A 14,788-nucleotide genomic window follows, 5' to 3' on the forward strand; every position below is an offset into this window, starting at 1 on the left:
TCTGTCGTTTCATATGCCGCCAATCTGGACCTAACGAAACTCTCAAAACTGGCTCTTTACGGAAACCACATTGCTGCTATTTTTTGTAACACGAATCAAATTCGGCCAGATTTCATACCGCCTTCATAAACAAGCAATCGGATTTCGCAGGAACTCCTCGGAGCGCAGGCCAATCCATATAGGACTGAATGGGTCCTATATTGTGATAAAGTCGCAAAAGCGCCTTCGTTATCCGTATCGAATGTTGCACTTGGCTACTCCGGATCTGCCGTATGGCAGTTTTATGTAATTCGCACCCCATCACAAGACGCTCAGGGAGACCTTATGTCGAATCGCTGTTATCGAATCAAGCAAGTCGCAGGGTATCTCTTCGTTCTTGTTGTCCTTGTTCTGTCCGTATCCCGAGCCAGCGCCCAGAGCGCCGCCCTCACCGGGGTTGTGACGGATGCCTCCAATGCTGTGGTGCCAGGTGCCTCGGTCGAGCTTCTCCAGCCCACGACCCAAAGCAAGCAGGTGGCGACAAGCAATGGCTCCGGCTTCTATTCGATACCCAGCGTCATGCCGGGGCTGTACACGATTACCGTCAGCGCATCGGGCTTCCAAACGGAAACCCGCACCAACGTCACAGTGACCATCGGCGCGAAGATCTCGTTGGACTTCGCACTGAAAGTGGGTTCGCACGGCGAGCAGGTCACGGTAGACGGCAGCGGCGAGACCGTGAACACAACCGACGGCAGCGTCAGCACAGTCATCGGTCGCAACTTCGTCGAGAACCTTCCCCTGAACGGCAGAAGCTTTCAATCGCTAATCACCTTGTCCCCGGGCGTGACGGTTGTTCCGTCTGCAGGCGCCGGCTCCAGTGGCGAGATCAGCGTCAATGGGCAGCGCACGGAAGCGAACTACTACACCATCGATGGAATCAGCGCGAACACGGGAGCAGCGGTCTCCTCGTCCGGATACCCCGGTGGTGGTTTCTCCGGCGCAACTCCTCAGGAGAGCGCACTCGGGACAACGCAAAGTATCGTCTCGATCGATGCCTTGGAAGAGTTTCGCGAGTCCACTTCCTCCTATTCGGCGGAGTATGGCCGAACCCCCGGTGGCCAGTTCAGCTTCAGCACACGCTCAGGAACCAACAACTATCACGGCACAGCCTTCGACTATCTGCGCAACGACGCGCTGGATGCGGCCAACTACTTCGATACCACGAAGCTCCCCGAACGCCAGAACGACTTTGGCGGAACACTCGGCGGCCCTATCAGGATTCCGCACCTGTACAACGGCCGCGACAAGACCTTCTTCTTTTTCTCCTATGAAGGTTTGCGCCTGCAGCAGCCTCAGGCATCCACACTCTACGAGGTCCCGAGCCTTAGTTTGCGCCAGTCAACGGCTCAGGCTGTTGCTCCTCTGCTGCCATTTCTGAATGCCTTTCCGCTTCCGAACGGCCTCGATCAAGGCGATGGCTTGTCGTATTACACTGCCGGCTACTCCGCTCCCAGCCGGCTCGATACCTCCAGCATTCGCATCGATCACAGCTTCGGCGAAAGGTTCAAGATCTTCGGACGCTACAGCGATGTGCCGTCCCAGAGTGAGTCCCGCCAGCCGAGCGATCTTGCGCAGGTCAACGAAACCACCCGCAACATCAAGACGCTGGTCCTTGGTGCCAGCACCGTCATCACCTCCAGCATGGCCGATGAGTTTCGCTTTGGCCTGACCGGCAACGACTATAAGTCCAACCGCTACCTGGACAACTTTGGCGGAGCGACACCCTTTGACATCGGTAGCGTTCCGGGTTTGAGCAACGGCAGTTGGCTGACCTTCTTCCTCTTCTACGACCTCTATCCGTACTACCTGATTGAGCCGCAGTCGAACCGTCAGCGCCAGGTCAATGTGGTCGACTCCCTCACCCAGACGATCGGCCGTCATAGCCTGAAATACGGCGTGGACTATCGCCGCCTCATCACTTCGGAAGAGCTGCCCCCACTCTGGGAGGTTGGCTTCTACTCGAGTGAGAGTCAGGTACTCACGAATACACCCGCCGGCCTCTACGTCTACACCCAGTCCATCAACATGAAGGCCGTGAGCAGTAACTTCTCGCTCTACGCGCAGGATGAGTGGAAGGCTACGGATCGCTTGAGTCTCTCCTATGGCGTTCGTTGGGACGTCAACCCACCGCCGACAGACGCGAATGGCAACACGCCTTACACGCTCAACCAGATCACCAATCTCGCAACCGCAGTCATCGCCCCGAAGAATACTCCGCTGTGGAAGACGACCTACGGAAACTTCGCCCCGCGCGTCGGCCTTGCCTATCAGGTCCATCGCACTCCCGGCTGGGAAACAGTTCTGCGGGCGGGCGGCGGCCTCTTCTATGACACTGGAACCACGCTCAGCGCGGAGGGATACTACGGAGTCGGCACTACCGGCTTTGGAAACTACACCGGTCAGGGGGCGTTCCCAGCCACGATCGCGCAGGTCAAAGGAGCTCCAACACCGAATGCCAACTCACCCTACAACGCGCCTGTTTTTGCCTACGATCCCAATCTCAAGCTGCCCTATACCGGCCAGTGGAACCTCGCACTGGAGCAATCGCTCGGGGCGCAGCAATCCATTACGTTCAACTACGTGGGCTCTGCTGGAAGACGGCTTTTGACGCAGTATTTCTACGAGCCACAGAACCTGGGCAATACAAACTTCAGCGGCGGCTCTGGGCTATATGTAACAACAGGGGGTGCCAGTTCGGATTACAACGCGCTACAGGTGAAGTTCGACCGCAAGTTGTCGCACGGCCTGCAGGTACTCGCGAGCTACACGTGGTCGCATAACATCGACGATGCGACGACCAACTTCACGATCTTCGAGCTGGAGCGTGCCAGCTCCGACTACGACATTCGGCATAACTTCCAGGCAGCGTTGAGCTATAACGTTGGCGGCCGTTACTCCAATCCCTTTGTGTCCTATGCCCTGACACACTGGGCATTGGACGCCCGCGTCTCCGCGCGAACGGCGCTGCCAGTGGATGTCCTGGATGGTCCAAGTCTAGTGGATGCTACTTCGGGAGCAACCACGAACTATCATCCCAACCGCAACCCAAACGCCCCGCTGTACTTGTACAACTCAAATTACTACGGCGGCCGAGTCATCAATTACAACGCATTTACGGCCGTCACTGGTGGTGGAGATGTTGATGGAAATGCGGGCCGTAACATCGCACGCGGTTTCGACGCTGTGCAGGCCGATCTCACCTTGCGTCGAGACTTTCCCTTCACAGAGAGAGTAGGTTTACAGTTCCGCGTCGAGGCCTACAACATCCTCAATCATCCTATTTATGGCGACATTTACAACCAGCTTTCAGTAGGACAATACTTGAGTCCAACCACGCAGAAACCCTTCTTCGGATCTGCTTATGACACGGAAAGCACCCAACTCGGTGGTCTTTCCAGCCTCTACCAGGTTGGTGGCCCACGTTCTATGCAAGTAGCGCTGAAGTTGCACTTCTAGTTACAAACCTCTGGTTCAAAGGAAACTTATGAATCGAAAATCGCATAGAAGAATAGTCCTTGCCGTAGCTCTATCGATTAGAAAGTTCGTTGCCGAGCATACAGATACCGCAACCACCGGTCCTACAACAGCAGCCGATTGGCTGAAAGAACTACACAAATGAGATACGCGCACCTTGTAGTTTAAGAGTCATCACGGGGAAACGGGTTGAATTGCATGGGTAACGTGAAAATTTTCGAGGTTCTTCTGACGCAAAGCGCGATGCAAATATTGGTGGCGCGCTTTGCGTCTTGGATCTTTCGACTGCGCGGTTCGGAGGGTGCACGAGCTGCTTCGCTCAGAATGACAAATTTGTGGTGGTATGGAAAGCAAGCGTTCTACGCCAGAGATAAATCTCCTGGAGAACCGCTCTGATGCAAGAGTTGACTATGAGCGATCTGAGCCATCCGAAACGTCGCAGCCTCAGGTTTGTGCGTGTGTTTCCTGGTATCTTGATTTGCCTCGTAGTCTCTTCGGGGTTGGCCCAGGCCCCAGCCCTTCCCAATCCTTTTCCGAGCACCTATAAGCCTCTCCCTCGCACCGACACGCTGATCGATAACGCTACGGTCCTCGATGGGATCGGCCATCGTCTGCTGAACGCGGGTGTTCTTCTTCATGATGGAAAGATCATAGCCATAGGCCCGCATCTGCAGGCTCCCCCAGGGACAAAGACGATCGATGCCCGTGGCGGATTTGTGACACCGGGATTGGTCGATGTGCACTCGCATCTGGGCGATTTTGCTGCGCCCTATACTTTGCGCGATGAGAAAGTCTCCGACGTTAACGAGGAGAGCAGTCCGAACTCAGCCGAGGTGTGGGCGCTGCATTCGATCCGCGTTCAGGACCCGCAGTTTGCCCGCGTGCGCGCCGGTGGCGTCACAACGCTGCAGGTGCTCCCCGGCTCCAGCGATCTCTTCGGCGGCCGTGGAGTCGTCCTCAAAAACGTCCCCGCCGTTACCGTGCAGCAGATGGAGTTTCCCGGCGCAATGCCGTCGCTCAAGATGGCATGTGGCGAGAACCCCAAATACACCTTCGGAGAGAAGGGGCAGTTTCCGTCCAGTGAGATGGGAAATGTGGCAGGCTATCGCCAAGCCTGGATCGAAGCTAGTGAATATAGAAGGCGATGGGATGACTACTATGCCAAACATGACTCCAGCCTGCGACCGCCCGCGCGTGACCTGAAATTGGAGACCCTCGCCGCCGTGCTGCGCGGGCAGATATTGGTGGACATGCACTGCTATCGGGCCGATGAGATGGCCGTGGTGATGGATGTCGCAAAAGAGTTTGGCTATAAGATCGCCGCCTTCCATCACGCTGTCGAAGCCTACAAGATCGTTCCTCTACTCAAAGAGAACCATGTCTGTGTGGCACTCTGGGCGGATTGGTGGGGCTTTAAGGTCGAGGCCTACGATGCCGTCCGCGCCAATGCGGCCTTCGTCGAGGCCGGAGGCGGATGCATCATGCTGCACTCCGACGCGCCTATCAGCGGTGAAAGACTTACACTCGACGCGGCGCTGGCCATGGGTGCCGGCCATCGTGCCGGGGTCGACATTCCCGAAGAGCGCGCGATCGAGTGGCTCACCATTAACCCGGCAAAGTCTTTGCAACTGGACGAGCAGATCGGCTCATTGGAGCCAGGCAAGAATGCAGATGTCGTCGTGTGGTCGGGCGATCCTTTCAGCGTCTATACCAGAGCGAACATCGTGTTTATCGACGGCGCCATCGTGTTCGACCGCAACGATCCCAGACATCAGGCAACCTCCGATTTTGAAGTTGGGCAACCCGCGATGGAGAGGCCCCAATGAAACGTGTTCTCTTGATAAGTCTTCTCACGCTCTCCTTTACGGCGAGCTTCGCACAGCAAAGCCTCGATCCCGTTGCCGTTGCGGACAGCATAGCCATCACGGGAGCCAAGGCCTATCTCCAACCCGGACAACCCCCGGTTGAAGATGCAACGATTCTTGTGGTGAAGGGTAGGGTGCAGGCAGCGGGAGTTGGCATTGTTGTGCCTCCGGGTATGCGCATCGTCGAAGCAAAAGGTCGCATCGTGACACCAGGCCTGATGAACTCCGCCAGCCAGCTTGGCCTGGTTGAAACTGGAACTCCGGACACGACGGACTCCGCTGTAACCACTGGCCCCCTGGGAGCGTCCTTCGATGTTCAATACGCGCTCAATCCGAACTCCACGCTGCTTCCTGTGGCCCGCGCGGATGGGCTCACACGCGCTATGGTCGTACCCGTTGCCTCTGCGACACCACCCTTCGACGGTCGTGGCGCGGTCCTGCGCCTGAGCGAAGGCCCCGATATACTCGATCTTTCGCAGGCCGCCGTGGTTGCGGAGGTCGGCGGCATGGTGGCGCCAAAGTCAGGTGGCTCTCGCAGCGCGCAGTGGATGCTCATCCGGAGCGCCCTGGACGCTGCTCGACGAGCGGCAGTGCCATCTACCCTTCATAAAGAAGATGACAAGTCCACCTTGCTCAGCCCCTCCAACGTGGCGGCCCTTGTCCCTGTCATCAAGCGCAGGGTTCCGCTGGTCATCGTTGCGTATCGCGAATCCGATCTGCGGCAGGCGATCGCTCTCGTCGACGACTACAAGATTCGCGTCGTAATTCTTGGCGCTGAAGAGGGATGGCGGGTTGCGGATCTTCTCGCGTCGCGCAAAATCTGTGTCGTTCTCGATCCTTATGCCAGCACGCCCACAACCTATGACCAGATGGGCGCTCGCCTCGATAATGCGGCTTTGCTGGATCGTGCCGGCGTCGTTATCTCCTTCAAAGCGGCGTTCGTCCATGTGAGCTACAACGCTGGCATCGCTATCCGCGAAGGTGCGGGCGTTGCTGTCGCCAATGGTCTGTCGTGGTCGCACGCTCTTAGGGCGCTCACCGTTAATCCAGCCGAGACCTGGGGCATCGAAGGACACTACGGAACGCTGCAGCCCGGTATGGATGCCGACCTCGTACTTTGGGACGGAGATCCCCTGGAACCGATGAGCGCACCTGTGATGGTGCTGGTTCGTGGCAGGCAGGTCTCGCTTGAAACACGTCAGACTCTTCTAGAAAAGCGTTATCGCCCTGGCATGGCTGGGGACCCATTACCTCCAGGCTATCGATAGTGCTCGTCTATCGGATACAGTACGACCGTTTATTTCTCACCAACTTAACCAAGCGCAGACCTATGAAGATCCTTTCCACGTTGACCCTCGCCGCATGTCTCATCTCTCCATTGCTTTCTGGTGCTCAGGCTCCTGCGCAACCAGCAAACGTGAATCAGAACGGCGACTCTCTTCCGCTTGTTCCAGCTCGGCATCTTCAATTTGATGAGCACGAGGGTACATGGGTCTCGCTCGATGTCTCTCCGAGCGGCAAGACCATCGTCTTTGAACTGCTGGGCGATATCTATCAGATGAGCATCTCCGGAGGAGAGGCTCGTTGCATCGTCGGCGGCCTGCCCTTCGATTCGCAGCCGGCTTACTCGCCAGACGGATCGATGATTGCGTTTGTCAGCGACCGGTCGGGAAATGAGAACCTCTGGATCGCGCACGCAGACGGTTCCATGCCACGGCAAATATCCACTCTGGACGACAACAGCGTCTTCATCTCGCCAGCCTGGTCCGCGGATGGAAAGTCCATCTACATCTCGCGCTTCAATCCAGATATCAATGCGTTCCAACTCTTTCGCTACTCTCTCAATGGTCTTCCCGTAGAGCAGGTCACTCATGCGAAGAGCGCTCCGGATACACCGAAGGAGTTTCGTACTCATGCACTCGGTGCGGCTGTCTCCCCGGATGGACGCTTTCTCTACTACGCAGCCAAGATGGGCTACGGTTTCGACGACGACAACACCTTCCCCCTCTGGCACATCGTCCGCCGCAATCTCAGCACTGGACAGGAGGAGACGGTCGTCAACGCACAAGGAAGCGCCTTTCGTCCGGAGGTCTCTCCCGATGGCAAGTCTCTCGTCTATGCAACTCGATTCCAGGGCAAGACGGGCCTTCGTATCCGCAACCTCGTCAACGACGAAGACCACTGGCTGATCTATCCCATCCAGCGCGACGACCAGGAGGCCAGCGCCTCTCGCGATCTCATCCCTCGCTACGCCTTCACTCCTGATAGCCGGTCTATTCTGCTCAACTACGGCGGTCTCATTCATCGCGTCGACATTGAAACTCGCAAGGTAGAGACCGTCCCCTTTCACGCGCATGTGGATCTCCCGATGGGACCTTATCTGCGGCAGGACATTCGCGAAGACACTGGCCCAGTCCGCGCTCGTCTAATCCAGACACCCACTCTGAGTCCTGACGGAAAACGCCTCATCTTCTCAGCACTCACACATGTCTACGAGATGTCTTTAGCTGATCGCGTCCCGCATCGTCTGACCTCTTCCACTCAACCGGAGTTCGAGCCTTCGTGGTCTCCCGATGGAAGATCGATCGCCTACACTACCTGGACCGCGGCAGGAGGCGATATCTGGCTCGCCAATGCGGATGGCACCGGCGAACCCAGACGCCTTACGGATCACCCCGACTTTTACCGCAATCCCGTCTTCACTCCCGACGGCAAGAGCATCGTCGCTCTGCGTTCGAGCAACTATGAACACAACCACCGTTTTATGGAGTTCAGCCCCTTTGAGTCGGAGGCCATCCAACTTCCGCTGGAGGGAGGCCCCGCAAAAGTTCTGGCCTCAGGAACTCTAGGAAACATCCCCCAATTTACGCATCAGCAGGGAAGCGTCTACCTCAACTTCTCCGACGGCCTCTACGCAGTTCCCCTCGATGGCTCCACCAGGCATCGGGTACTGAATGTAACGGGTCCTACCTGGTACTTCGTCGATGGAACCGCTCCCGCCGACGCCATCAGAATCAGCCCCGATGGCCACTGGGCACTAGCCCAGATCACGCAGCAACTCTATCTGCTGCAGTTTCCCCAGAATGAAAAAGAAGATGGGAAAGAACTCGCCATCGAGCTGGGGAAACCTTCCCCTCTACAGACAAGGCTCACCTCCGTCGGAGCGGACTTCTTCGATTGGGCGGACGACGGCAAAACCATCACCTGGGCAATCGGCTCTACCTTCCATCGTCAGGCTCTGGCATCCATCTCCATAGGGCATATCGATCCACCCATGGATCCTGACGGCAAACGTAAAAATGTTGAAAATATAGAGGTTAGCGTCGATGTTCCACGTGACACACCGCACAGCCAACTGGTTCTTCGCGGAGCCACCGCCATTACCATGCGCGGCGAAGAAGTCATTCCAGATGCCGATATCGTCATTGTCGACAACCGAATCGTTGCGATAGGACCGCGAGGAACACTACCTGTGCCACGGAATGCCACAATTCGTGATGTCTCTGGCAAGTACATTCTCCCGGGTTTTACGGACACGCACCTACACTGGGCCGATGTCCGTCGCGGTGAGTTGGACCTACAGAGCTGGGGCTTCCTTGCCACGCTTGCCTACGGTGTCACCTCGGGTCTCGACCCCTCTCCCCTTAGCATCGACATGCTCGCCTATCAGGACCTGCTGGATGCCGGCATGATGACCGGGAGCCGTGTGTATTCCACTGGTCCCGCCGTCTTCTCGTTCAACAACTTTCAGTCCGAACAGCAGACGCTCAATGTACTTTCCCGCTATCCGCAGCTGTACCGGACGCGCAACCTCAAGGAATACCGCACCGGCAACCGCAGGCAGCGCGAGTGGGTGATTGAGGCTACCCAGGCTCTTGGCCTGCAGGCTACAACCGAAGGCGCGCTCGACATGAAATTGGACATGACGCAGATCCAGGATGGATTCCCAGGCAATGAGCACGCCTACTCTGCCGTTCCAATCGCCGACGATATCGTGCAGCTCTTTGTGAAGTCTGGAGTCAGTTACACGCCCACACTCCAGATCAGTAACGGAGGTCTTGCCGGACAGGAGTTCTACTACACGACGCAGAGCTCCATCCATGACGATCCAAAGCTCAGACACTTCGAGCCCGGCTTCTTCCTCGGCCACAAGACAGAGCGGCTGCGCTGGGCGTTGCCTGGCGAGTATGCGTTTCCACTTGTGGCCGAAGGAGCCGCAAAGATTCAGCGCGCTGGAGGCCTTGTCGCCGTTGGCAGCCATGGTGAATTGCCGGGTCTGGGCTTTCACCTGGAGATGCAGGCACTGGCAACCGGCGGCATGACACCTATGGAGGTTCTGCATGCAGCGACCATGGGATCGAGCAAGACCATAGGACGGGACGCGGAGTTCGGTAGCCTGGAACCAGGCAAGTTCGCCGACCTCATCATCCTGGACAAGGACCCGCTGGTCGACATTAAGAACACACTTTCCATTGAGAACGTGATGAAGAACGGCCGCTTGTACGACGCCGGAACACTGAACGAAGTATGGCCACGTCAGCGGCCTCTGCCGCCACTCTGGTTCCAGACGGACGACGCCAGCATTTCACATTAAATGGAGGCCGATTCGTAGTGGACACTGTTACAGGAACGGAAACGCCTAGAGCGACGAAGCGCAGCCGCGCAAGTTGGTTGCGGTCGCCTCAACGCGTCTTCCTACGCCGGGCTATCTTTCAGGTTCACCTCTGGTCGGGCATTCTCCTTGCCATATATTCCGTCATCATTGGTCTTACAGGCAGCGCGCTGGTCTTCAAGGAGGAGATAGCACGGGCCACACAGCCAAATATCTATCACGTAGCACCGGGTCCCCAACAGATCACGCTGGACGAGGCCGTTCGCCGAATTCAATCTGCACGCCCAGGTTGGACTGTCTTTGCCTTAGAGGATTTTGCCCAACCGGAGCAGGCTACAACGGCGCTCTTACGGTCGGCAAAAGCAACCCCAAACTACCGCATGGTTTCTTTCAATCCCCATACAGGGCAGGTTCTATTCGATCGTCTGCGCTATGCGGGCATCATGGGCTGGCTAAGCAATCTGCACGTCTACCTGCTCTCTGGGGAGACTGGTCTTCTGGTCAGCGGCTGGATGGGTGTTGGCCTGCTGCTGCTCTGCCTTTCGGGCCTTATTCTTTGGTGGCCAGGGATGCAACGATGGGCTACAGCGCTGGTAGTAAACAGCAGAGCGAGTTGGCGACGGCTCAACTGGGATCTGCACACGGTGATTGGCTTCTGGGCCAGTGCGACGTTGATCGTGATCATCTTCACCGGCGTGGACTTTGCCTTTCCCGGACCAGTCGGCAACCTGATCGAAGTCGCTACGGGCGGCAGCTTAAGCGCGAGAGCAGCTTCCTCCGTCGCATTGAAAAAACCGACGCTAACGAGCGCGGTCCCGGTCATTACGATCGATCAGGCGATCGCAGCCGCATACCGCGCACTGCCCAAAGACGCGCCGCCGGGATATCTGCAACTGCCGGTGCACGCTGGGTCACCGTACAAAGTAACCGGATATTACACAGGCGTAGCTCCTTACTCGCAGCTCGTCCGCATCTCTCTGGATCCATATACGGGAGCATTGCTCACGTTGAACAACACTCGGCAACAGACCAGAGGCCAGCGCATCGAGCAATACTTCGTAGCAGTGCACTTCGGCTCTTTTGGAGGCGAGGGAGTGTTTGGCACACTGGTAAAGGTGGTCTGGGTGTTGCTTGGCATTGTGCCCGCGCTTCTGGCCGTCACCGGTTTAGTGATGTACTGGAATCGTAAGCTGCGTTCGATTTGGCGTCGTATGACGAAAACCACGAACATGGTGAGGGAGAGAGAATGACGCTGACTCGCAGACGATTCGCGCAGCTTTCAGGGATGGCGGCGGGATCTCTGGCTCTGAGTCGCATGGCCCATGCCACTGCAGCTCCAGATTTCACAATCGAGATCGCTCCCTATCTTCTTGAGGCTTCGCCGAAGCACCGCTTCCAGACTGTGGCCTATAACCAGCAGGTTCCCGGTCCGCTGCTACGAATGAAGCAGGGGCAGGAGTACACCATCGAGGTGCACAATCGCACGACCGATCCAGAGGTCGTCCATTGGCACGGATTGTTTCTGCCGCCGGAGATCGATGGAGCCATGGAAGAAGGCACTCCGATGATCGCGCCGGGCGCGACAACCCGGTACACCTTCAAGCCCGACCCTCCTGGCTTTCGCTGGTTCCACACCCACACCTTCGCAGGAAACGATCTGCGCAAGGCGCAGTTTGGAGGCCAGCATGGTTTTCTGCTGGTCGAACCCCGCGATAACGCAGCCCGCTATGACCGCGAAGTGTTTCTCGCGCTGCACGATTGGGAGGGCCATTTCGCCGGTGGAGACGATGGTTTTATGAGCCCGATGTATGACGTCTCCACGATTAATGGCAAGATGCTGGGCTTTGGTGAGCCGGTGCGCGTCAAACAAGGCGAGCGTGTGCTGCTGCATGTGCTTAATTCTAGTCCGACCGAGGTCCATTGGATTGCGCTCGCAGGCCACAGCTTTCAGGTGATTGCGCTGGATGGAAATCCCGTGTCGCAGTCACGCACGGTGACGATGCTGCGTTTGGCACCAGCAGAGCGGGTGTGTGCCGTCGTTGAGATGAATGCACCTGGAGTCTGGGTGCTCGGCGAGGTGAGGAAGCATGTGCAGGCAGCCGGCATGGGAATCGTCTTCGAATACGCAGATGCAACTGGCAAGCCAGTTTGGAATCAGCCGGACGATCTGGTGTGGGACTATAAGCAGTTCGCAGCTTCGGGTGCAGGCGCTCAAAACGAGGCAACACCCATCGATCTTGTGTTCGACTCTCAATTCAAGGGGCACGGCAGCGAAGAGCGCTGGAGGATCAACGGTCGTTCCTATCCGGAGACCGAGGAACCGATTCTGCACGCTGGGCAGCGATACCGCCTGGTAATGAAGAATCTGAGCGCTGACGATCATCCCATCCATTTGCACCGTCACACGTTTGAGGTACGAAGGATAGCCGGCAGCGCGGAGTTACACGGCTTGATGAAGGACGTTGTGCTTGTTCCTGCAAAGACCACGGCAGAGGTGGAGTTTGTGGCTGAGCATCCAGGGAAGACGCTCTTTCATTGTCATCAACAGGATCATATGGACCGGGGTTTCATGATGGTGTTTCGATATGCATAGCTTCAAAACGAGCCTGCTTCTTTTTGTAGTCTGCTGCGCCCTGGTGTGCCAGCGCGCGCGGGCGCAGGGCAATTACGAGATCCAGGTCTATGGTGCGGACACGGTCGCGCCGAAGAGTCTGATGGTCGAATTGCATTCGAACTACACGGTCACAGGGCAAACTCAAACGATCGACGGTGTGTACCCCACCAACCACCAGGAGCACGAGACGGTGGAGTTGACCGCGGGCATCAACGACTGGTCGGAAGTGGGTTTTTATATCTTCACCAGTGAACAGGATGGCCACGGCGTGCAGTGGGTCGGAGACCATATTCGACCACGCGTGCGTGTTCCCGATTCATGGCACTGGCCGGTTGGCGTCAGCCTGTCCACGGAGGTCGGCTATCAGCGAGCGGTTTATTCGCCGGACACCTGGACATGGGAGATCCGGCCCATCATCGACAAGACCCTGGGGCGATGGTATCTGGCGTTCAACCCTGCCCTGGAGCGCACGTGGCACGGCCCGGATGTAGCGCAGGGAGTGGGTTTTTCGCCAGGAGCCAAGGTCGGTTACGACTTCACCAAAAAGATCAACGCAGGCTTCGAGTACTATGCGGACTATGGTCGGTTAGGGAACTTCGATACCCTGCATGAACAACAGCAGCAGCTCTTCGTGGTTACGGATCTGAACGTGTCGCCGGCATGGGAGATCAACTTCGGCGTAGGTATCGGCCCTACCGCCGCAACCGATCATCTGCTCGTCAAAGGTATTATCGGTAGACACTTTTCCTGGAAGAAGAAGTCCTCGGTAGACTGAGACTCTTCTTGTCGGATTCTCTATACGAAGACAAAAGTCCCGGAGTTTCTCATGCTTCGTCTCTTCAGCATCGTGTTCCTCGTGGGCCTGACGGTTGGTGTAGGTCCGGCATTGGCCCAGACGCTTCCAGTCGCAGCACGCCCAACGCCTCCTACCCGCGATCCGAACACGCTCGGTTATGTCACGGCCAGGGAATTGCCTGACGGCGCCAATGCTTCGGCGAACGTCGATGGAAACTTTATTATCGGTCCCACTCACGACCGCGCACCGGAGACGTCCGAGCAGGCAGGTGCACCACAGGGAACGGTCTATGAGTTCACGATGAACTCGACGGACAGCAAAATTTATCCCGGCATAGCACGGGAGGCTAATACTTTCGGCACGGTTGATCCTACCGATCCGGGTAAGCTCGCGGTGACTACCAGCCATCCTGCTCCGTATGTTCGCCGGGTGGCGGTTTACGTCCCCAAACAATACGTCCCCGGCACTGTCGCGCCGTTCATCGTTGGGGCAGATGGGCCTGACCGCGGGCTGTTCACCGTTCTGGATAATCTGATCGCCGAGCACCGCGTGCCGGTGATGATCGCTATTTCTATCGGCAATGGTGGAGGTGATGCTCAAGGGAGCGAACGTGGCCTTGAATACGACACGATGTCCGGTCTGTATGCGGAGTTTGTTGAGAAAGAAGTGCTGCCTCTCGTCGAGAAGCAATACAACGTGAAGTTGACCAGAGATCCCGAGGGCCGGGCGACGATGGGTGGCAGCTCCGGCGGTTCCTGCGCCTTCATCATGGCCTGGTATCACCCTGAGCTGTATCACCGCGTTCTTACGTATTCGGGTACGTACGTAAATCAGCAGTGGCCTTATCACCCTCAAACTCCTCACGGAGCTTGGGAGTTTCATGAACACCTCATCCCCGGCACTCCGGCCAAACCGTTGCGTATCTGGATGGAAGTGGGTGACAGAGACCTTCTCAATCCGAATGTTATGCGGGACCAGATGCACGACTGGGTGGTCGCCAACGAGAACATGGCCAGGGTGCTGGCTGCCAAGGGATATCATTACCAGTTTGTCTTTGCCCGCAACGCCGGGCACACGGACCGTGCCGTAAAACAGCAGACTCTGTCTGAGGCCCTGGAATATGTGTGGCAGAGCTATCCCGTTGCAGGGACAAAGAAGTAACGTAGGTGTTCCCGTTGCGTCCTCCAGCGGATTGAGCATGCAATCCAGCTAAACGCTAACCGTGCCGTGAGTCGTATCTGGCGCGGTGTTGTAAGAGCGGGGGAATTCGCGGTCTTGGGCCGGAAAGCCTTACTGCGTCGGTTGCATTCGAAGTGCGATGTCCCCTCGCTAGCCTGGGATGATGCATTGCGTTTTTAAATCCGGGCATATAGTCAGCAATTGTC

General features: G+C 57.1%; 8 protein-coding genes. All 8 read left to right on the forward strand.

The genetic code is table 11. From position 1 onward, the window contains the following. The first annotated feature begins 324 nt into the window (after positions 1-324). Entirely contained in the window at positions 325-3,498 is a 3,174-nt protein-coding gene (locus GSQ91_RS13120) for a TonB-dependent receptor (protein WP_158822055.1), read from the forward strand. Between the two features lie 413 nt (positions 3,499-3,911). Further along, entirely contained in the window at positions 3,912-5,342 is a 1,431-nt protein-coding gene (locus GSQ91_RS13125) for an amidohydrolase (RefSeq protein ID WP_216845218.1), read from the forward strand. Continuing rightward, positions 5,339-6,649: an amidohydrolase family protein gene (locus GSQ91_RS13130; RefSeq protein ID WP_158822057.1), complete on the forward strand. Its 1,311-nt coding sequence runs from the start codon at positions 5,339-5,341 to the stop codon at positions 6,647-6,649. The genes GSQ91_RS13125 and GSQ91_RS13130 overlap by 4 nt, the downstream gene beginning before the upstream one ends. A gap of 62 nt (positions 6,650-6,711) precedes the next feature. Beyond that, positions 6,712-9,975 carry an amidohydrolase family protein gene (locus GSQ91_RS13135; RefSeq protein WP_158822059.1) on the forward strand — a complete coding sequence of 1,088 codons (3,264 nt, stop codon included), beginning with the start codon at positions 6,712-6,714 and terminating at the stop codon, positions 9,973-9,975. 17 nt (positions 9,976-9,992) lie between these two features. Then, the gene (locus tag GSQ91_RS13140) at positions 9,993-11,243 is read left to right on the forward strand and encodes a PepSY domain-containing protein (protein ID WP_254064553.1); all 1,251 of its coding nucleotides are present in this window, start codon (positions 9,993-9,995) and stop codon (positions 11,241-11,243) included. Then, positions 11,240-12,586 carry a multicopper oxidase family protein gene (locus GSQ91_RS13145; protein WP_158822063.1) on the forward strand — a complete coding sequence of 449 codons (1,347 nt, stop codon included), beginning with the start codon at positions 11,240-11,242 and terminating at the stop codon, positions 12,584-12,586. The genes GSQ91_RS13140 and GSQ91_RS13145 overlap by 4 nt, the downstream gene beginning before the upstream one ends. Beyond that, on the forward strand, positions 12,579-13,382 hold the full coding sequence (locus tag GSQ91_RS13150) for a hypothetical protein (protein ID WP_158822064.1): 804 nt from the start codon (positions 12,579-12,581) through the stop codon (positions 13,380-13,382). The genes GSQ91_RS13145 and GSQ91_RS13150 overlap by 8 nt, the downstream gene beginning before the upstream one ends. Positions 13,383-13,433: 51 nt before the next feature. Further along, positions 13,434-14,564, forward strand: a complete 1,131-nt coding sequence (locus tag GSQ91_RS13155) for an esterase family protein (protein WP_158822066.1) — start codon at positions 13,434-13,436, stop codon at positions 14,562-14,564. The last annotated feature ends 224 nt before the right edge of the window (positions 14,565-14,788 follow it).

This window comes from Granulicella sp. S156 (assembly GCF_009766105.1).
Classification (GTDB): domain Bacteria; phylum Acidobacteriota; class Terriglobia; order Terriglobales; family Acidobacteriaceae; genus Granulicella.

Excerpts from the sequence above, each read along its gene's own strand:
- GSQ91_RS13125 (WP_216845218.1), top strand. The coding sequence starts at position 3,912 with ATGCAAGAGTTGACTATGAGCGATCTGAGCCATCCGAAACGTCGCAGC.
- GSQ91_RS13155 (WP_158822066.1), top strand. The coding sequence starts at position 13,434 with ATGCTTCGTCTCTTCAGCATCGTGTTCCTCGTGGGCCTGACGGTTGGT.
- GSQ91_RS13120 (WP_158822055.1), top strand. The coding sequence starts at position 325 with ATGTCGAATCGCTGTTATCGAATCAAGCAAGTCGCAGGGTATCTCTTC.
- GSQ91_RS13150 (WP_158822064.1), top strand. The coding sequence starts at position 12,579 with ATGCATAGCTTCAAAACGAGCCTGCTTCTTTTTGTAGTCTGCTGCGCC.
- GSQ91_RS13130 (WP_158822057.1), top strand. The coding sequence starts at position 5,339 with ATGAAACGTGTTCTCTTGATAAGTCTTCTCACGCTCTCCTTTACGGCG.
- GSQ91_RS13145 (WP_158822063.1), top strand. The coding sequence starts at position 11,240 with ATGACGCTGACTCGCAGACGATTCGCGCAGCTTTCAGGGATGGCGGCG.
- GSQ91_RS13135 (WP_158822059.1), top strand. The coding sequence starts at position 6,712 with ATGAAGATCCTTTCCACGTTGACCCTCGCCGCATGTCTCATCTCTCCA.